At 39.2% G+C, this 21,417-nt stretch carries 13 protein-coding genes; 5 read left to right on the top strand and 8 right to left on the bottom strand.

Annotated elements, in window-relative coordinates:
• The first annotated feature begins 45 nt into the window (after positions 1–45).
• Positions 46–1,377, top strand: coding sequence for a 30S ribosomal protein S12 methylthiotransferase RimO (gene rimO / locus AC07VK_RS10790; protein WP_492960342.1), 1,332 nt, complete (start codon positions 46–48; stop codon positions 1,375–1,377).
• A 77-nt stretch (positions 1,378–1,454) separates the two neighbouring features.
• Here rimO and AC07VK_RS10785 read toward each other — a convergent pair whose 3' ends face one another.
• The 4 genes from AC07VK_RS10785 to AC07VK_RS10770 all read right to left on the bottom strand — a co-directional run bounded on the left by AC07VK_RS10785 (position 1,455) and on the right by AC07VK_RS10770 (position 6,936).
• Positions 1,455–1,799 (bottom strand): hypothetical protein, encoded by a 345-nt coding sequence (locus tag AC07VK_RS10785; protein WP_492953991.1) that lies wholly within the window; start codon positions 1,797–1,799, stop codon positions 1,455–1,457.
• A 1,142-nt stretch (positions 1,800–2,941) separates the two neighbouring features.
• Positions 2,942–3,943 (bottom strand): NAD(P)H-dependent glycerol-3-phosphate dehydrogenase, encoded by a 1,002-nt coding sequence (locus AC07VK_RS10780; RefSeq protein ID WP_492960340.1) that lies wholly within the window; start codon positions 3,941–3,943, stop codon positions 2,942–2,944.
• Positions 3,944–4,017: 74 nt separating this feature from the next.
• Positions 4,018–5,358: an efflux RND transporter periplasmic adaptor subunit gene (locus AC07VK_RS10775; protein WP_492960338.1), complete on the bottom strand. Its 1,341-nt coding sequence runs from the start codon at positions 5,356–5,358 to the stop codon at positions 4,018–4,020.
• A gap of 84 nt (positions 5,359–5,442) precedes the next feature.
• Positions 5,443–6,936 (bottom strand): TolC family protein, encoded by a 1,494-nt coding sequence (locus AC07VK_RS10770; protein WP_492953994.1) that lies wholly within the window; start codon positions 6,934–6,936, stop codon positions 5,443–5,445.
• A 20-nt stretch (positions 6,937–6,956) separates the two neighbouring features.
• Here AC07VK_RS10770 and AC07VK_RS10765 point away from each other — a divergent pair, with 20 nt between their 5' ends.
• The 3 genes from AC07VK_RS10765 (at position 6,957) to AC07VK_RS10755 (ending at position 13,637) form a co-directional block, all read left to right on the top strand.
• Positions 6,957–7,634: a polysaccharide deacetylase family protein gene (locus tag AC07VK_RS10765; protein WP_492960334.1), complete on the top strand. Its 678-nt coding sequence runs from the start codon at positions 6,957–6,959 to the stop codon at positions 7,632–7,634.
• A 762-nt stretch (positions 7,635–8,396) separates the two neighbouring features.
• Positions 8,397–11,162, top strand: a complete 2,766-nt coding sequence (locus AC07VK_RS10760; RefSeq protein WP_492960332.1) for a bifunctional aconitate hydratase 2/2-methylisocitrate dehydratase — start codon at positions 8,397–8,399, stop codon at positions 11,160–11,162.
• 195 nt (positions 11,163–11,357) lie between these two features.
• Positions 11,358–13,637 (top strand): aconitate hydratase, encoded by a 2,280-nt coding sequence (locus AC07VK_RS10755; RefSeq protein ID WP_492953997.1) that lies wholly within the window; start codon positions 11,358–11,360, stop codon positions 13,635–13,637.
• Between the two features lie 846 nt (positions 13,638–14,483).
• Here AC07VK_RS10755 and AC07VK_RS10750 read toward each other — a convergent pair.
• Positions 14,484–14,921, bottom strand: coding sequence for a putative signal transducing protein (locus tag AC07VK_RS10750; RefSeq protein WP_492960330.1), 438 nt, complete (start codon positions 14,919–14,921; stop codon positions 14,484–14,486).
• A 151-nt stretch (positions 14,922–15,072) separates the two neighbouring features.
• Positions 15,073–16,410, bottom strand: a complete 1,338-nt coding sequence (locus AC07VK_RS10745) for a GH1 family beta-glucosidase (protein WP_492953999.1) — start codon at positions 16,408–16,410, stop codon at positions 15,073–15,075.
• A 100-nt stretch (positions 16,411–16,510) separates the two neighbouring features.
• Between AC07VK_RS10745 and AC07VK_RS10740 the strand changes: the two genes are divergently transcribed.
• A complete protein-coding gene (locus AC07VK_RS10740; RefSeq protein ID WP_492960328.1) occupies positions 16,511–19,054 on the top strand; it encodes a PKD domain-containing protein in 2,544 nt (847 codons plus the stop codon).
• Between the two features lie 24 nt (positions 19,055–19,078).
• Here the strand turns inward: AC07VK_RS10740 and AC07VK_RS10735 are convergent, their stop codons facing one another.
• Both AC07VK_RS10735 and AC07VK_RS10730 read right to left on the bottom strand, forming a co-directional pair.
• Positions 19,079–20,473: a c-type cytochrome domain-containing protein gene (locus AC07VK_RS10735; protein WP_492960326.1), complete on the bottom strand. Its 1,395-nt coding sequence runs from the start codon at positions 20,471–20,473 to the stop codon at positions 19,079–19,081.
• Position 20,474: 1 nt separating this feature from the next.
• The gene (locus AC07VK_RS10730; RefSeq protein ID WP_492960324.1) at positions 20,475–21,407 is read right to left on the bottom strand and encodes a sugar phosphate isomerase/epimerase family protein; all 933 of its coding nucleotides are present in this window, start codon (positions 21,405–21,407) and stop codon (positions 20,475–20,477) included.
• Positions 21,408–21,417 lie beyond the last annotated feature (10 nt).

Raw genomic sequence — 21,417 nt, 5'->3', positions numbered from 1 at the left:
CACAGGTTACAAAAATGTTGTGTTTATAGAAAGATTAAGTGAAAGATGAATACCAAAATAGTAAGAAGTAAAAGCGCAATTAAACAACCCAAGATTAATGTAATTACATTAGGTTGTTCAAAAAACATATACGATTCGGAAGTATTGATGGGCCAGCTGCGTGGCAACAACTTAAATGTTGTGCACGAATCAGACAAGATGGGCAAAGATGATATCGTTGTAATTAACACCTGCGGTTTTATCGATAATGCTAAACAAGAATCAATCGATACCATTCTACAGTTCAGCGAACTAAAGGAAGCCGGTAAAATTGGCAAAGTAGTGGTTACAGGCTGTTTATCTGAACGTTACAAACCCGAACTGGAATCAGAAATTACCAATGTTGATGCCTTTTTCGGCACTAACGATTTACAGAATATATTACATGAGCTGGGTGCGAATTACAAGCACGAACTGATTGGCGAGCGTTTGCTAACCACACCTTCTCATTTCGCTTATTTCAAAATTGCTGAAGGCTGTAACCGTCCTTGCTCTTTTTGTGCCATCCCTTTAATGCGTGGCAAACACTTGAGCAAACCAATGGAAGAATTGGTTAACGAGGCTAAAATACTAGCTAAAAACGGCACAAAAGAACTGATTTTAATTGCTCAGGACCTTACCTATTACGGGTTAGACCTTTATGGCGTGCGCAAGTTAGATGAGTTGATGCGTCGTTTATCGGATGTTCCCGGAATCGAATGGATCCGTTTGCAATACGCCTACCCTTCGGGCTTCCCAATGGAAATTTTAGATGCCATGAACGAGCGCGATAACATCTGCAAATATCTGGATATGCCATTACAGCACATTACAGACAATATGCTAAAATCGATGCGCCGTGGTACCACCAAACAAAAAACCATCGATTTAGTGAACCAAATTAGAGATAAGGTACCAAACATCGCCATGCGTACTACTTTAATTTGTGGCTACCCTGGCGAAACTGAACACGATTTTGAAGAAATGAAGGAATGGGTTGCCGAAACCAAATTCGATCGTTTAGGTTGCTTTACCTATTCGCATGAAGAAAAAACACATGCACATACCTTAGTTGATGATATTCCGGACGAAGTAAAACAACAACGTGTAGATGATATTATGGAAATTCAACAAGGCATTTCGTTCGATATTAATCAAGAAAAAGTAGGCAAAATCTTCAAGGTACTGATCGATAAAAAAGAAGGTGATTTCTTCGTTGGAAGAACCGAATTTGACTCGCCCGAGGTTGATAACGAAGTTTTAATTGATGCGGCTACAGGTTATGCCGCTAACGGAAGCTTTGTAAATGTTAAGATCGACAGGGCCGAAGATTTCGATCTGTACGGAACGATAGTATAAAACAAACCTCAGTTTTGCCCTATAAAGGAGAAGTCCAGTTTTGGAAACTGGACTTCTCTATGATCGCATATTTACTACTATTTCTTATCTACAGGTCTGTTTTTAATCTGACTAGGTTTTAACCAGATTTTAGCCCCTTTCGAGTTTACATAATATTTTTCATTTTTTGCATTGATATAAACATCAGATCCATCTGGTGCCATTTTACCTTTCCAGGTTTTATCAGCAACTTTCGAACTGCCTTTTACTGCTACCTCGGCAGTTTTATTACCTACAGATTTAGCACCTTTACTAATTGCTTTTCCGGTATGATCTAATGCTTTACCAACTTCAGTTTTTTTCTTTTCCTGAGCATTTACGGTTAAGGCTGCACCTCCAAATAAGGCCAGCGTTAATAAACCCATTACTAATTTTCTTTTCATGACAGCTATATTTTTATTTAGAGAATAACAGTTGATTATAAGATTTGTTTTATTTCTGTTACACTATAAATTAAAATGGATACCCTTCGACTACGCTCAGGGTGACACCGAGGCTAAAAAGATGCCTATATTTCTTGCACAGCCCTTCGTTTAATAAACCTTATTGAAGCGGTTATCCTTTTTGCTGTACCCACACAAATATCCCTCACTAACCATCACAAAAAGATAATAGCGGAAAGAAGGACTGCCCCAACCGAAAAGCACTAAACCTGCTTTTCAAAAGATTTAAATTGTTTTTTTTGGAGCGCAGGGTTCGAAGCAACGATTAAAGTTTGTTCCCGTTCTCCGCTGTATCCTTTCGCTGCGCTCCAGGGATGCCGCTTCGCCCGGGGCTAAACAATTGGTACTACAAAAAGAGCTCAAATCGTAACAAGTTAAGTACTGCAGCTGTCGGCCTGAGCGTAGTCGAAGACTTCTATAGACTGATAAATTATGGATACCCTTCGACTACGCTCAGGGTGACACCGAGGCTAAAAAGATGCCTATATTTCTTGCACAGCCCTTCGCTCAATAAACTTTATTGAAGCGGTTATCCTTTTTGTTGTACCCACACAAACATCCCTCACTAACCATCACAAAAAGATAATAGCGAAAAGAAGGACTGCCCGAACCGAAAAGCTCAGAATCTGCTTTACAAAAGATTTGAATTGTTTTTTTGGAGCGCAAGGACAGAAGCAATTATTAAAATTTGTTCCCGTTCTCCGCTATATCCTTTCGCTGCGCTTCAGGGATGCCGCTGCGCCCGGGGCTAAACAATTGGTACTGGAAGAAGAACTCAAATCGTAACAAGTTAAGTACCGCAGCTGTCGATCTGAGCGTAGTCGAAGACTTCCGGAGCCTGATAAATTAAATGGATACCCTCTGACTACGCTACCATTGACAGATTCATATAGAAAAGTCGTCATTGCGAGGAGGTACGACGAAGCAATCTTAATGCGCACGGTAGTAGCGATCGTTTTAAGATTGCTTCGTCGGCTGAAAAAGCCTTCTCGCAATGACGATAATCTGGGGAAATTTATTGTTTTAAATTCTCCTGGAATGTATATTGATTTTTATACAATAAATTATCCCTCAGGGTGACACTAATTTAATTTCTCGGCCAGCAATTTCATTTCGATATGCGGCGAACGGTTTTCGTAAATAATACTGTGCACCGCCTTGCAAATTGGCATATCTACACTATACGCCTGGTTTTTAATATGCATACACTTAACGGCATAATAACCTTCGGCAACCATATTCATCTCCAATTGGGCAGATTTTACGGTATAACCTTTCCCTACCATGTTACCAAAGGTACGGTTGCGGCTGAACTGCGAATAGGCCGTAACCAACAAATCGCCAAGATATGCCGATTCCATAATATCCCTATTGATGGGATGAACGGCATCAACAAAGCGTTTAATCTCACGGATGGCGTTGCTGATCAACACCGCCTGAAAGTTATCTCCATAACCAATGCCATGGCAAATACCACTGGCTACAGCATAAATATTTTTTAAAACCGCAGCATATTCCGTCCCGAAAATATCGTCTGACACATTTGTTTTAATGTAACGGGTGTTTAAAAATGAAGCGAAAGTTGATGCCTTTTCTACATCGGTACAGGCTATAGTGAGGTATGATAATTTTTCTAAAGCTACTTCCTCGGCATGGCATGGTCCGCTAACCACCAAAATATCATCGTATGGGATATTATAATTTTCGTGCAAAAATTCGCCGATAATCAGATTATCTTCGGGTACGATGCCTTTTATAGCTGAAATGATTTTTTTGCCCTTTAAATCTTCGGCAGTGATGGAAGTTAAAGTATTTTTTAAAAATGCTGCCGGAACATTTAGAATTATAAATTCGGCAGATTTTATGATGGCGTTGATATCTGAAGAAATATGGTCTTCCTGAGTAAGTTTAATCTCAACAGAACTAATATAATTAGGGTTATGTTTAAATTTTTTAATGTGCGCTATGGCTGCCTCGTTGCGCATCCACCAAAAAATTTCCTTTTCAGCTAAATTATCTGCAAGCATTTTCACAATGGCAGTCGCCCAGCTTCCGCCCCCTATCATCGCTATTTTAGGTACCATATTTATAAAATAAAAATCCCGGTTTAATATTTTAAACCGGGACAATTTAATTATTTATTGTTGTTAAATATAGTCTACTTCTTAGCGTCTTTGCTAAACAATTGGTCTTTAGATGTTTTTTCTACAATCATTCCGTCTTTTAATTTATTTTGGATGGCAGAATAAGGGCCGGTAACAATTTCCTGGCCAGTTTTAACACCAGATTTAACGATAATAAACTGGTCATTTTGGATTCCGGTGGTTACCTCGGTCTTTTTAACCTTTTTAGTTTTGGCATCGTAAGCATAAATATACTGCTTCACTTTTTTATCGGTTAATTTAGATTTCTGTTTATCGGTATTTTCCTGGTTACCCTGGTTTTGACCAGCATCACCAGATTTACCGTTATCGGTAAATACCGCCTGAATCGGAATAGCTAAACCTGTTAACGATTCGCTTTCGATATCAACTGTAGCCGACATGCCCGGGCGGAAAATAGATTGTTGTTTACCCGCTAGTTCTTCATTAATTCTAATTTTTACAGAGAAATTGGTTACCTGATCTACTGAAGTAGATACTGCAGTACCAACAGCTGTTGATGAACTTGCGATTTCGGTTACTACACCTCTAAATTTTTTATCTGAGAAAGCGTCAACCTCAATCGAAGCTTTATCGCCAACTTTAACACGGGTAATGTCGTTTTCGTTAACGTCAACATTAACTTCCATTGACGACAGGTTAGAGATACGCATAATTTCTGTACCTGCCATTTGCGAAGTTCCTAAAATACGATCTCCCAATTCGATTGACAATTTTGAAACTACCCCATCAACAGGCGCATAAATTGTTGTTTTTGCTAAGTTTGCACCAGCTTCTTTAACATTTGCCCCTGTTTGTTCTAAAGTAAATTTAGCACCTACTACCCCCTCTTTCGCACTGGCTAAATTTGCTTTGGCGGTTAAATACGCTGCTTTAGCTGCATCAAATTCGGATGCAGAAATTACTTTTTTATTAAACAGTTCAACATTACGTTTATAAGTTGCCTCGGCGTTTACAAAGTTAGCCTGGTTTTGTACCAATTGTTGTTGAGCTGAAGCTACACTCGCTTTTTGCGCATTAAAGCTGGCAACTGTTCTTTCATAACCCGATTGCAAAACATCCGGACGTACCTTACAAAGCAATTGACCGGCTTTAACAATATCACCTTCTTTTACCTTTAATTCTACTACCTCTCCCGATACCTCAGAGCTTAATTTAACTTCTGTTTCTGGCTGTATTTTACCACTTGCGGTTACTGTTTCTACAACAGTTTTATCTGATGCTTTTTCTGTAGTTACTTTTTCGGTCTTACTACCACCAATAACTCCGGCCAGTTTTAATATCACTAGAAGGGCTACAATAGCAACTACGGTAATAATAATATGCTTCAGTTTCATAATTTATTGTATTTCGTTTGTTTGTATTAAAATTTGTAATGTTTTAAAGTTGAAAGCTTTTAATACTTTCTGCTTTAGTTTTTTTTAAAAAACAATCTGTTTGCCCAGGTAATAATCAATTACTTTTGCCCTGAATAAAAGATCATATTTAGCCTGTATAAAATCTATCTCCGCTTTATTTCTATTGGTTTGAGCGGTGCTATAATCTAAAGAATTTACTAAACCAACATTATAACGCTGCTCAATTACATAAAAGGCATCTTTTTGCGCCTGAAATGCATTCTGAGTTGATGAATAACGACTTTCTGCGGCCTTTAGATCATACACAGCCTGAGAGATTACCTTGCTTAAATTATTCTTGGTAAGTTGTTCCTGTACCTGTGTATTCTGATAGTTAATTTTTGCTTTTCTAACATTTGTTCTCGCCTGGAAACCATTAAAAATAGGAATAGAAAGATTTAATCCAACATATTGGTTAAAGTTATCTTCTATCTGCGAACCAAAAGCTTGTTTCCCTAAAACAGTTACAAAGTCTGGTGCAACAACAGATTCGTTAGTGGTTAAGGTTCTTCCAATTTCAGAAAATCCGTTTGGGGTAATTGAAACAACCTTACTTCTGCCGCTTGAAAAATTAGATCCTAAACCAGCTCCGATTGAAAGTCTTGGGTAATAAGACGATTTTGCAACACTAATTCCTCTTAAAGCAGCTTCTGTTCTTAACGATGCTAATTTAACATCCGGGAAACTGGTTACCGCACTGGTGAAAATGGTATTGATATCATAACTGTTCTGTAAAGAATAGTTTTCTGCAATAACCGGTGCCTTTACCTCAAACCTGTTTTCTGGTTGCATTTCCATCAATTGATTTAAAGTTAAGTAAGATACCGATAATGTATTTTGAGCATTTGTAGTATTCAACTCTGCAGTGGCCACCTGCGATTTCGCCTGCGAAATATCGGCTAAGGTTTTATTACCGGCATCTAACAAAGCCTGTTCCCTTTTTAAGGTCTGTTTAGCCACATCCAACTGTTGTTGTGAAGCCGCCAGTAAGTCTTTATTATACAGAATCTGCATGTATGAGGTTACCACCTGCAAAATTAAATCGTTTTTGATTTTCTCTACATTGGTTTGATCGGCAGCAAGCAAAAGTTTGTTCTGTCTGATCTGGTTTATTTTCTGAAAGCCATTAAAAAGATCGGCACTTGCACTTAAGCTACCATTGGCTGACGAGAATTGCTGTGAAATAAACTGATTGGTTGATGGATCGATGCTACGACCGAAGTTTTTATTATAACTTGCTGATCCGTTAAGCGTTGGTAAAAGCGCATTTTTAGATTGACTTAGCGTTTCATTGCTTAAAGCTGCACTAAATGCAGCCTGTTTGATCTGTAAATTATTTTTAAGGGTATTATCTACTGCCTGTTGGATGGTTAAAATTTGCTGTGCATTAGCCTTATTGGCAAAACTGAGCGCGATAACAAAAGCAAAACCGGTAACTAACTTCTTCTTGGTAAACATCTTCATAATTTGTTTCAAATCTATATAAACAACTTTAATAATTTCAATCTGTACAGGCATTTAGTAACTTTACCGCTAAAATGTACCTGATCAAATCACCGCTTCTGCTAAAATGGTATTATCCATCACTATTATGGAATAAATCCCGCACCGAAAAAGTTATTTATTTGACCTTTGACGATGGACCTATACCCAATGTTACAGATTTTGTATTAAAAACTTTAAAAGTCTTTAATGCTAAAGCTACATTTTTTTGCATCGGCGATAATATTGTAAAACACCCCGAAGTTTTTGAACGTGTAAAAAACGACGGACATGCCATTGGCAACCATACTTTTAATCATTTAAAAGGCTGGAAAACCGATAATGAAACCTATCTTCAAAATACACTAAAATGCCAGGAACTTACACAAACAAATCTGTTTCGTCCACCCTACGGCAGGATTAGGAAGAGCCAGATTAAAAGTCTGAAGTCCGAAGTCCGTAGTCCGAAGTCCGTATTCCAAAATCAAAAATCTGACTTAGGACTAAAGACTATCGACTCAGGACTGAACATCATAATGTGGGATGTACTCAGCGGCGATTTCGACACTCAGCTTTCGCCCGAAAAATGTTATCAAAACGTGATTAAACATACCGAAAATGGTTCTATAATTGTATTTCATGATAGTTTAAAAGCATTCGACCGGTTATCTTACGCACTTCCCAAAGTATTGGCTTATTTTACTGAAAAAGGTTTTACATTTTCAACGCTTTAGCCATAAGCTAATCTTGTGCCAAGGTTCTAAATGAAACCCAATAAACTTAAAATCAATGAATTAACACGACGTAAAATAAATAACTGTTCAAAACCGCACAAATCTGTCCGATAACGAACGGTTAATCCAGGTATTAAGATTCTATCGTTTATAACTAATATTACCTCATTAACAGCAGCCCAGATTCACATTATTTTGTGGCGAGCAGTTTTATCCTCTTTTCTTAACACGATCCTCATCAGACTGTATAACATTTGTAATTCCATTCGAATTTGTCACGTTGTCCCAAGGACTACTACGGAGAGCGTGTCAAAACGCCTTTCGAGATATTTAAACAGGTCCTTCGACAGGCTCAGGATGACAATTCTATATTTAAGGCACAGCCTCATCTTTCCTGCCAGATAGACCCTGAAATGAATTCAGTGTGATGATTATAGTATAAGCTGGTAAGAATGGAGATTTTAACTTATAAGAGGCACACATAAAACACTTCCCAATAGTATAAAACAGCCATAATTTATGTGTTTTTACGCCCTTTAATTCCCCCTTTTTTTTCGTTGTTTAGAATAATTCCAAATTGTTTAATCACCTGCCTAAATTGCGTTTAAGGGTTGTTTTTTGCTATTTTTGTTTTAACCAAAAAACTGGGTCCTATTGGCTCAGTAAACGCAAATTAATATACAAAAACAGTATTCTTTTTTGTAAAAAGCGGGTGTACATTTTGTTGCACAATCTTATAATAAAAAGAATAAAATAGCTAAGATGAGTATTTATAACGATTATATCCAGGAGATTGAAGACAGAAAAGCTCAAGGTCTTCATCCCAAACCTATTGATGGAGCAGAATTATTGAGTGAAATCATCGATCAAATTAAAAATGTAAATAATTTTAACAGAGCAGATGCTGTTAATTTTTTCATATACAACACCTTGCCGGGCACTACCGGAGCTGCCAGTGTAAAAGCAGAGTTTTTAAAAGAAATTATTTTAGGCGGAACGATCGTTGCCGAAATCACACCTGATTTTGCTTTCGAATTGTTATCGCACATGAAGGGTGGATCTTCTATCAAAGTTTTGTTAGACATTGCGCTGGCCGATAATGGCGATAAAGCCCATAAAGCTGCAGATGTACTTAAAACACAGGTTTTCTTATACGACGCAGATACCGATCGTTTAAAAGAAGCTTATAACAATGGCAATGTCATTGCTAAAGAAATATTAGAAAGTTATGCCAGGGCCGAATTTTTCACCAAACTTCCTGAAGTAGCAGAAGAAATTAAAGTGGTAACTTTTATCGCCGGTATTGGCGATATTTCTACAGATTTATTGTCGCCAGGTAACCAGGCACACTCTCGTTCAGACCGCGAATTGCATGGTAAATGTATGATTACCCCAGAGGCTCAGGAGGAAATTAAAGCATTGCAAGCGCAACACCCTGATAAAAGTGTAATGCTGGTAGCTGAAAAAGGTACCATGGGTGTAGGTTCTTCACGTATGTCGGGGGTAAACAATGTGGCACTTTGGACAGGTAAAAAATCTAGCCCTTATATTCCATTTGTAAACATCGCTCCAATTGTAGGTGGTACCAATGGTATTTCTCCAATTTTCTTAACAACAGTTGATGTAACAGGCGGTATTGGTATCGACCTTAGAAACTGGGTAAAGAAAACAGATGAAAATGGCAATGTTATCCGTAACGAAAATGACGAGCCGGTTTTAGAGCAAGTTTATTCCATAGAAACGGGTACGGTACTTACCATTAATACAAAAACTAAAAAATTATACAATGGAGATCAAGAGTTGATCGACATTTCAAAAGCGTTAACGCCGCAGAAAATGGAATTTATCAAAGCCGGTGGTTCTTATGCTATCGTTTTCGGTAAAAAAATCCAAACTTTTGCAGCTAAAACTTTAGCTATCGAACCTTCGTTGGTATTCGCCCCTGCTAAAGAGGTATCTATTGAAGGGCAAGGTTTAACGGCTGTAGAAAAAATCTTCAATAGAAATGCGGTAGGTTTAACACAGGGCAAGGTTTTACATGCCGGTTCTGACGTTCGTGTAGAAGTAAACATTGTAGGTTCTCAGGATACAACAGGTTTGATGACCGCTCAGGAATTAGAAGCAATGGCTGCTACAGTGATTTCTCCAATTGTTGATGGTGCTTATCAATCAGGTTGTCATACCGCATCTGTTTGGGACAAAAAAGCACAGGCAAACATCCCTAAACTGATGAAATTCATGAACGACTTCGGTGTGATTACTGCCCGCGACCCTAAAGGCCAATATCATTCAATGACCGATGTTATTCATAAGGTATTGAACGACATCACTATTGATGAGTGGGCAATTATTATCGGTGGTGATTCGCACACACGTATGTCTAAAGGTGTAGCTTTCGGTGCAGATTCTGGTACCGTGGCATTAGCATTGGCAACTGGTGAGGCTTCTATGCCAATCCCTGAATCGGTAAAAGTAACATTCAAAGGTCAGATGAAAGAACACATGGATTTTCGTGATGTAGTTCATGCAACACAATTACAAATGTTGCAACAGTTTGATGGCGAAAACGTATTCCAGGGCCGTATAATCGAGGTACACATTGGTACTTTATTAGCCGATCAGGCTTTTACCTTTACAGACTGGACAGCAGAGATGAAAGCAAAAGCATCTATCTGTATTTCGCAAGATGATACTTTAATCCAATCGTTAGAAATTGCTAAAAACCGTATTCAGATCATGATAGACAAAGGTATGGACAACCATAACCAGGTTTTACAAGGTTTGATCAACAAAGCAAACAAACGCATTGAAGAAATTAAAACGGGTATCAAGCCAGCTTTGATGCCAGATGACAATGCCAAATACTATGCAGAAGTAGTTATCGACCTGGATATCATCAACGAGCCAATGATTGCCGATCCGGATGTAAACAACGCTGATGTTTCTAAACGTTATACGCATGACACCATCAGAGACTTAACTTTCTATGGTGGCGATAAAAAAGTAGACCTAGGTTTCGTAGGTTCTTGTATGGTACACAAAGACGATTTGAAAATCGTTTCTCAGATGTTGAAAAACGTAGAGACACTAACCGGTAAAGTAGAGTTCAAAGCTCCATTAGTGGTTGCGGCCCCTACTTACAATATCATCGACGAACTGAAAGCAGAAGGCGATTGGGAATACCTGCAAAAATACTCCGGATTTGAGTTTAGCGATGCTTTACCTAAAGCTGCAGCGCGTACCGAATATGAGAACATTATGTACCTAGAACGCCCGGGCTGTAACCTTTGTATGGGCAACCAGGAGAAAGCGGCTAAAGGCGATACGGTAATGGCTACCTCAACCCGTTTATTCCAGGGCCGCGTGGTAGAAGATAAAGATGGTAAAAAGGGAGAGTCTTTATTGGCGTCTACACCGGTAGTGGTTCTTTCTGCTATTTTAGGTCGTATTCCAAGCATTGAGGAATATAAAGTAGCGGTAGAAGGTATCAACTTAACCAAGTTTACGCCTATTTCTACAAAACAATAAGAAACAAATAAACATATTTTTTGTTAATCAAAGCACAAAGGCTGTTCGATAATCGGATGGCCTTTTTATTTACACTAAAATTGAATAGAATGGTTTTAAATAACATAATTTGACAAATCTTAAAAATAAGTATATTAAAAATTGTTTAATTTAGTTTGTGTTGTTATTGACAATAATTTTAAAAAAAAATAAAGTATGGCTTTTGATATAGACATGATTAAAAAGGTTTATGCAAACTTTGGCAGCCGCGTTGAGGCTGCACGTAAGGTGGTTGGCAGACCTTTAACATTATCTGAAAAAATATTGTATACACACCTTTGGGATGGAGATCCTAAAACGGCGTTTAAACGTGGCTCTGACTACGTAGATTTTGCACCAGATCGCGTTGCGATGCAGGATGCAACAGCTCAAATGGCATTATTGCAATTTATGCAGGCTGGCCGCCCACAAGTGGCTGTGCCTTCTACGGTTCACTGTGATCACTTAATTACGGCTAAAGAAGGTGCTGCAATAGATTTACCGCATGCTAAAACCGAAAGTGCCGAAGTTTTTGATTTTTTATCTTCTGTATCGAACAAATACGGTATCGGTTTTTGGAAACCGGGTGCCGGTATTATTCACCAGGTAGTTTTAGAGAATTATGCATTCCCAGGTGGAATGATGATCGGAACCGACTCACACACCGTAAATGCAGGTGGTTTGGGTATGGTGGCTATTGGAGTTGGTGGTGCTGATGCCTGCGATGTAATGGCGGGTTTACCTTGGGAGCTTAAATTCCCTAAGTTAATCGGCGTTAAGTTAACAGGAAAATTAAACGGCTGGACTGCTGCTAAAGATGTGATTCTTAAAGTTGCGGGCATCCTTACGGTAAAAGGTGGTACAGGAGCAATTGTAGAATATTTTGGCGATGGCGCCACTTCAATGAGCTGTACAGGTAAAGGCACCATTTGTAACATGGGCGCCGAGATTGGCGCAACCACCTCTACTTTTGGTTATGACGAAAGTATGGAACGTTATTTACGTGCTACGGGTAGAAATGAAGTTGCTGATGAGGCAAACAAAATAAAGGAATATTTAACAGGCGATGCTGAAGTTTATGCTGACCCGGAAAATTATTTCGATCAGGTTATTGAGATCGATCTGGATACTTTAGAACCATATTTAAACGGTCCGTTTACACCAGATTTAGCCACCCCGGTTTCACAGATGAAAGTGGAGGCAGAAAAAAACGGCTGGCCATTAAAAGTAGAATGGGGTTTAATCGGTTCTTGTACCAACTCTTCTTACGAAGATTTATCAAGAGCAGCTTCAATCGCAAACCAGGCCATTGCAAAAGGTTTGGTAACCAAATCGGCTTTCGGTATCAATCCAGGTTCTGAGCAGGTACGTTATACCGCAAACCGTGATGGTTTCTTAAAAACTTTCGAAGATTTAGATGCTACGATCTTCACCAATGCCTGCGGACCATGTATTGGGATGTGGGACCGTACAGGTGCAGAGAAAGCAGAGAAAAATACAATCGTACACTCGTTTAACAGAAACTTTGCGAAACGCGCTGATGGCAACCCTAATACTTTCGCTTTCGTGGCTTCACCAGAAATGGTTGCTGCCATTGCAATTTCAGGTAATTTAGGCTTTAACCCGTTAACCGATACCTTAACAAACGATAAAGGCGAACAGGTGAAATTAGATCCACCTACCGGTTTTGAATTGCCAACAAAAGGTTTCGCTGTAGAAGATGCAGGTTATCAGGCACCGGCAGCTGATGGTTCATCCGTTCAGGTTTTGGTTTCTCCAACTTCACACCGTTTACAATTGTTAGATCCATTTACCCCTTGGGAAGGTACCGACTTAAAAGGTTTAAAACTTTTAATCAAAGCCAAAGGTAAATGTACAACAGATCATATCTCAATGGCTGGTCCATGGTTAAAATTCCGTGGTCACTTAGATAACATTTCTAACAACATGCTCATTGGTGCAGTTAACTATTTCAACGATAAAACAGATAATGTTAAAAATGAATTAACTGGCGAATACGGCCCTGTTCCTGCAACACAACGCGATTATAAAGCTGCAGGCTTAGGCTCTATTGTTGTTGGTGACGAAAACTATGGCGAAGGTTCATCACGTGAACATGCCGCTATGGAACCTCGCCATTTAGGTGTTCGTGCTGTATTGGTAAAATCTTTTGCCCGTATCCACGAAACTAACCTGAAAAAACAAGGTATGTTAGGTTTAACCTTTGCAGATAAAGATGATTACGACAAAATTTTGGAAGATGATACCATCGATATCTTAGGCTTAACAGAATTTGCTCCAGATAAACCATTAACCTTAGTATTACACCATGCTGATGGCACCCAGGAGCAATTCCCGGTTAACCACAGTTATAACGCTCAACAAATTGAGTGGTTTAAAGCTGGCGGCGCACTAAATATTATCCGCGCTGAAGCAGCGGCTAAGGCAGCGCTTTAAGTAGACTGAAGTCCAAAGTCTGAATGAACATCATATCAATCCCGTTTTGTTAAATCAGAACGGGATTTTTTATTCTACCGCTTAAAATGTGATGTCTGTTTTTCTAATCTGTCACATTGTCCAAAGGACTCCTTTGGACATGATGACAAATCTATCATTTAGGGTTAACCTCTTTATTCTTTTGGAAAGCAGTTGCAGTAGTTCCTAGGTTGGGGTTAGTCCCGCTAATGCTGCTGCTGGTTGAAAAAACCAGCATTCGCGTATATCGGGTTTAGACGGCAGAGACAGAGATACTTTTCACACAAAGATTCCCTGGATTGCCATGAGGGGAGCTTTGCTTTATTTGCAGTAAAAGAACTTTCTAGCCCCGGGCGTAGCGGCATCCCTGAAGCGAAGCGTAAGGATACAGCGGAGAACGGGAACAAACCTTAATAGCTGCCGCTGGCCTTACGCTTCAAAAAAATGTAGGTTTATATTAGTTGGCTCTTATTTCTTTGGAAAGCAGTTGCAGTAGGTCTTAGGCTGGGGTTAGTCCCGCTAATGCTGCTGCTGGTTGAAAAAACCAGCATTCGCGTATATCGGGTTTAGATGGCAGAGACAGAAGTGCTTTTCACACAAAGATTCCCTGTATTGCCATGAGGGGAGCTTTGCTTTATTTGCAGTAAAAGAACTTTCTAGCCCCGGGCGTAGCGGCATCCCTGAAGCACAGCGAAAGGATACAGCGGAGAACGGGAACAAACTTTAACAGTAGCTACTGGTCCTGCGCTTCAAGAAAAGGCTTTTATAATTAGATTGCTTCACACCATCACAAAAGCCCCTGCTTCGTTCGCAATGACGAGCTTTGTATTATTCAAACTCGTAACCGCAATTATAACAATGATGACATTTATTGGCCTTAATAGGCGTAGTTAGGGTTAAAAAGGCAAGTATAGTTGCCCAAATACTATATTTTTTATCGGTAGCCATTCCATAACCCACATTGGTAGATCCACATTTTTCACAAACTGTTTTATCTTCCGCTGATTCTTCTTCCTCAACAATTTCATCTGATGATTCAAAAGCCAAACTATTGTCTTCAGCGAGTAAAGCATTAATGGCTTCTACATCTCTTTCAAAAACAATGAGTTTTACACCGCCAATGGCCTGATTGTAAAGCGGATTTAAAGTTGCAACATTTTCATCCGCCAGGAAACAGGCAAATCCACTATCTTCCAATTTAGCTTTAATAATATTGGCTTCCATCGGATTGTAATAGGTGCTGTAAACTACTGTTCTATCGTTCATCAACCAAACATAAGAATTTGTTTACTAAAATAGTCCTCGTTTGCAACGAGGATTAGCGAGATTTGCATTGTGATGCAACAATGAGAAAATACGGCGATCAAATCGCCTTTCTCTTCCGTCCTCGTTACAAACGATGACGATGTTTCTTTGTCTATTTTTTCAGGAATTCTTTCCACCAATATCCGGAATCTTTAATGGTACGTTCCTGAGTTTTAAAATCATTATAAATTAACCCAAACCTTGCCGTAAAGCCCTCTGCCCATTCAAAATTATCCATTAATGTCCAGGCCATATAACCAGTTATGTTTATGCCCTCCTTTTTGAGCTTTAGCAGTGCATTTAAATAAAGTTTAAAATATTCAATCCGCTCAGGGTCTTCTACCCTACCGTTGCTCAATTTATCATGATATGCTGCACCATTCTCTGTGATTATGATATTTTTGATATTTGGGTAAGCAGCAAACTGTTTCACGATGTTGTAAAAACTATCAGCATTTACCTCCCAGCCCATTGCGGTATGAGGCCTTTTCCTGCTTTTGGCTTTTACTTCCCAGGCCTGAATAACCGGAATAAAGGCGTTATACTTAACCACCAAAGGAAAATAATTTTGAAGACCGATAAAGTCAAAATCGAATTTCATCCGTTCGTGAAGCCGCCAGGTACCATATTCGATCTGAAATTTTTCTAACACATCCCAATTGGCAGTAGGAAAACCCATGCCCTGTGTAGGTTCTACAAAAAGACGGTTCATTAGGCAATCAACCCGCTTTGCAGCAAGAATATCACTATCACTCTGGGTACTTGGGATTACTTCCGAACAGGAGAAAGTAGTGCCAATATTAGCCTTGCTAATTTCTGCGCGTAAAATCTTGCCCCCATCTGCCTGGGCCAGTGCTGTATGTAATACTGCTGAAAAGAAATTCCCTAATCCTGTTTTCCCCGGGGCATGAACGCCTAACATATAGCCCAAAGAAGTATAACCAAAAGGCTCATTCAATACGATCCAGTTTTTTACCTTATCGCCAAATTCTAAGGCACAGATGCTTACAAAAGCATTAAAGGCAGCGTTAATGCTAAAGCTTGTCCAGCCGCCCTCATCTTCGAGTGCCTGTGGCAAATCCCAATGGTAAAGCGTTATGTAGGGTGTTATTCCATGGGTTAAACATTCATCAATAAGATTGTGGTAAAAACGGATGCCTTCCTGGTTAATCTCTCCCCTACCTGCAGGTAAAATGCGCGACCAGGCAATAGAAAATCTAAAAACTTTAAAGCCGAGCAGTTTAACTAAAGCTATATCTTCAGTATATCGGTGATAAAAATCGCAAGCAGGATCTAATTTGTGGTTCTTTTTTATTTTTCCATTTTTTGCGGTAAAGGTATCCCAAATGGAAAGCCCTTTACCATATTGGGTGGCTGTGCCTTCTATTTGAGCCGCAGCAGTAGCCACACCCCACAAAAAATTCTGGCCAAAATCACTTGCATTAATCATTCGTTATCAATTAATTGGCATAAGTTGCGAGTTTAATATTAATAAATCATTAACAATTGAAATGATTCGAAATGAAAACATTTTTTAATATTTTTACGCTATGCGCTACTCCTCATTAATTTCTTTTCTATTGGTATTATTAAGCCTCTCTGCCTTTGGAAAATCTACCCCTCCTATTAATGATGAACTGCTAAATGCCATAAATATTACCAATACCAGTGCGTATTGCAGTGGCGATGCCGAATTTAACAATTTAGAAGCTAGCCCGAGCAATTATAATAAAGGTTTAAACTGGCCAGCCGTTGGAAAAGATGTTTGGTTTAAGTTTACGGCATCTAAATTTGATGTAAACATTTCTGTTAGTGGACAAACTAATACCAATAGTACAAACACCTTAATTGATCCATTGGTTGCCTTATATTCATTTGATGCAGCAACTGGCTTTATAACCGAACAGCCCGGCACCGTGGCCACATCAAACAACGTTAGTTCTTTATATAAAGGCGCTTTAACGGTAGGACAGGTTTATTATGTTAGGGTAAGCGCAGCGAACGATGTTACCGGTACCTTTAAACTTTGTATCGATAATTATTTTCCACCACTACGGCCAGGGCAAGATTGCGGAACATTTTCAGTGCTGTGCACAAAAGAAACATTTACCCAGTTAAATGTAACTGGCGCGGGAGCAAATAATCAAGAATCGGCCGGAACTTGCCTGGGTACAGAATCTAACTCTGCCTGGTATATGTTTAAGGCATCTGCACCTGGGGACTTTACATTTGTAATCACACCTACTGTAACCACAAACGACATTGACTGGATTTTTTACGATTTAGGCGTGAATGGAGATTGTAGTATGGTAAATGCTTCAAATGCAATCCGATGTGCATCGGGCCATGGCATAACCTGTAGCCCCACTTATTATAAAACCGGCCTGAGTATGACGGAAACCGATTTGACAGAGTCGGCTGGTTGTCCACCTGGTCAAAATGGCTTTGTAAAATACGTAGACCTGCAACAGGATCATGTTTACGCGTTACTAATAGATAATTATTCCGGAGGCAATAACGGCTTTACTTTAGAATTCGGCGGCACTGCTGATTTTGCAGGTCCAACGGCCGAAATTGATGTTCAGAAACTAAATCCATGTACCAACAGCCAGGCATATGTTTTCGAAAGCCGGTCATCGAATTTCGCCGCTTTAAAATGGTCTTTTGGTGAAGGGGCAAGCCTGGCTTCAGCCACAACCGCAGGGCCATTTACGGTAACATACAACACCCCCGGAGAGAAAGTTATAGTTTTAGAAGCCACGGGTACAAACGGGTGCAACGTGGTTACTACCCAAACTTTTATTGTAGCAAACACACCCGAAAAACCCTCAATAATGGCTTCGAATGTTAATTTATGCCAGGGGGATGTATTAAAATTATCAACCCCCTTTTTAAATTTAGCAAGCTACCACTGGTCGGGCCCGAATGGTTTTAGTTCAATAACACAAAATCCTGAAATCCCGGTAAGCGGGCCAGAAATAGTTGGGACGTACAAACTTTATGTTCAGGTAGGCGATTGTGTGAGTGAGGTAAATTCGGTTGATATTTTATCGGTCGATTTAAAACCTGAAGCAATGTTTTCGATTGAGGTTAATAACAGGTGCGAAACAAACCAGTCTTTTTCGTTGATCAATAGTTCTAAAAATTACACGAAGCTTACCTGGGATTTTGGCCCAGGCGTGAAAAGCCAGATTGACACCGATAACGATAGCAAAGTATTAACCTTTACTGATCCCGGGCCAAAAACCATCATACTGACTGTTGAAACCGATAATGGCTGCACTTCTACTTTTAAAAAAGATATTTTGGTAGAATTGAAGCCCGAAAAACCAGAAATCAGTAGGAACCAGGCTTTATTTTGTTTAAAAGACGTGATAAAATTATCTGTACCGGCACAAGCAGGTATTTCTTATACCTGGAGCGGGCCAAACAATTATACCGCAAGCACAAATGCCATTGAAATTCCGGTAACAGATTTTAATCTGGCAGGTATGTATCAGGTTGTATTGACATCGGGCACCTGTAATTCCGAACCCGCAACCATCGTTATTCCGGCAATTGCCAGAGTTCCGGTTGCTCAATTTTATACCGAACCCACATTTAATGCTAAGTTTTCTGCTCCAATACCCATAACATTTACTAACACTTCGCTTTATGGGGATTTTTATGAATGGAATTTTGGCGATGGTTTTACCTCTGCAGAACAAAACCCCACCCACGTTTATCAATCCGATGGGTTATTCAGGATTACTTTAACTGCATTTTCTAAAAACGGCTGCGAAAATTCAATTACCCAAGGCGACCTGATTATCAAAAAAAATGCATCTACATTTGTTCCAAATGCATTTTCGCCAAATGGCGATGGAATTAATGATGAACTGGTTGTTGGTGTTACAAACCTCAAGAAATATAGCATCCAGATTTACAACCGCCTGGGCAACCAGGTTTTCTTTACCAATAACATATTCGAAAACTGGAATGGTACTTTTAAAGGTAACCAGCTCCCTGTTGGCGTATATTATTATATCATATTAGGGACCAACATATCGAATAATAATGTTAAATATTCGGGTTCAATAACACTGCTCAGATAATTATCAATTACCTGGTATAATCATTTAAGGTGCTTTAACTACTGTTGTATCTTGCGCTACCATTGGTACTTTATAATTTCCGGTATCTAAACTTACTTTAGGCAATATTTTTTTAATACCTGATAAATCGGTTTTAGTTATCCCAGTATGGTATACATACAAAAATTTTAATTTTTGTAGTTTCTTTAATTGATTAATCCCTTTTGCCGTAATTTTGGTCCCAACTAAACTCAATGATTGTAACTGATCTAAATCTTTCAGCGATGCCAAACCTGCATCTGTGACCTGGGTATTATTTAAGCTTAACCTGGTTAAGTTTTTGCAATCTTTTATGGCATTTAAGGTTTGATCATTTACTTTATTATTCTCTAACTTAAGCCAAAGGAGCTGTTTTTCGATTGATTTTATCAGATCCAAAACATCTTTACCCATTGATTGTGCATTGATAAAATTGGCAGAAAGGTAATTGGTATGCTGTGCAACCGGAAATACCGTAATCCCTGCATCGGTAAACTTTTTCATTACTTTATTATCAACTGCCGAAACCTCTTCGGTTGGAATATCGCTGGCCTTGATTTGATCGGCCCCGCTTTCGCCTTTTTGCAGGCTGGCTAAAATTGTTTTTATATTTTCTGGCTGGGGAAGATCTTTAAACTTCTTTTTAAAATCGGCGCCATTATCAATCCACCATTTTAATAAGGCAATCTCATTGGTAGTAAGTTGAGGTTTTTCTTTAGGTGCCATATGGTCTTCATCACTTAATGGCAATAAAATCCGCTTCATCAGCTCACTATCGTCGGCTTTACCCTTTACCAGGGCGTGTCCATCTTCTCCGCCTTTTAAAATAAACTCTTCCTGGTCTAACCGTAGTTTGCCTTTCTGCTTTTCGCTGCCATGGCAACTATAACACCTATTTTGAAAGAGTGGCTGGATGGCATTTTGGTAAACAAAGGCTTCCTGAACATTGGGAATTGGTGGTATGGCTGCACCGCCTTTTGTGCTGCCCGATTTTAATGGTGCGGTTAAATAATCAGAACCATGGGTTAAAGAACCTCCTAAATGCCCTGTAATTGAAATAAGCACAATAAGAACCGCAGCTATTGTACCTAATATGGCATTTGATTTAACCTTTTGGTAAATAATCCACAATATAAAAGATAAAACAGCAACACTGATCCCCATCCATTGGTGATTACTCACCAGTTTACCGTCATAATCGCCACCATTGGCCAATAAATAGCCCGTAATGCAAGATACTACAGCACTTAACGCACCTAGAAGCAGCATAATAGGAATGGCTGGTTTTAGGTTGACAAACTTTGCAGCAAATGATAAGAGAATACAAATACAGCCAAGCAACAAAATTCCTATGGGAAGGTGGACAAAAACCGGGTGAAAGCGGCCAAAAAATTCTAACATCTTATTGATATCTCTTTCTTAATAAATTCATCATGTAAACATTTATTGCCCATTGATCGGCAAGGGGTTGGCGCGTATAAGGCAGGGTAGGCATATAATCAGCCGGGCCAAATTCGGTAAGAATGGTCATACGCTCGCCGTTTTTCTTTTTGCGTGCTATAATTTTATCCCACCAGGCCAGGTGTGCTTCTACCACTTTTGCCCATTCTGGTGCCCGTGGATCGTTTACCTGCGGCCCTTCGGGGTGCCCAACCCGCGAGTGGATATGTTCTGCCTTTTCTAAAATAAAATCGATGGTTTGTTTCTGATCAGATAACAAACTTTCGTGTACATTGCACCAATGCGAAATGTCTAAAGTAAATCTTAATTCAGGGTTTTTCTCCGCAAAATTTTTGGCAATATGTGCAGCAAACATCATACGGCTACGATGCGTTTCGTGATAAACCGGTATGCCAGACGATTTGCTTTTGGCCGTTGCGTAATCGATAATCTGTTTATTTTCTTCGTAAGTGAAATAATCTCTTCCGGAATGGCAATTAATGTAAACTGGTTTTTGATATGTATTGGCACAAATAGCATCTAAACTTTTTTTGAAAAATGCTAAGTGCTCAGTTATGTTCGACTGCGATCCGGCGCATAAAAACCCGATTTCCAGTTTATGTTTCTTAACCGCATCAAAAAGTTCTTTTATCGCTTTATCCTCACCTGGCCACCACACTTCAATACCTTCATATCCTTCTTTTTTGGCTGCTGCGCAAAACTCATCTCTTGTGCCGCCAAAACCCCAATCGGTTTGCATAAACAATAATTCATAGCCAGCTTTTGCTTTTACATTTCTAAGTTCGTTGGCGCTCATGTTTTGGATGGGGGCTAAAATTGATGCTGCCGTTACAACGGCTGTATTTTGTAAGAATTTTCTTCTGGTTTGGTTCATTGGTTCACTT

This window comes from Pedobacter sp. GW821-FHT01D05 (assembly GCF_059422505.1).
Note: the sequence above shows the minus strand (reverse complement) of the source record. Positions and strands in the feature narration are given on the sequence as shown.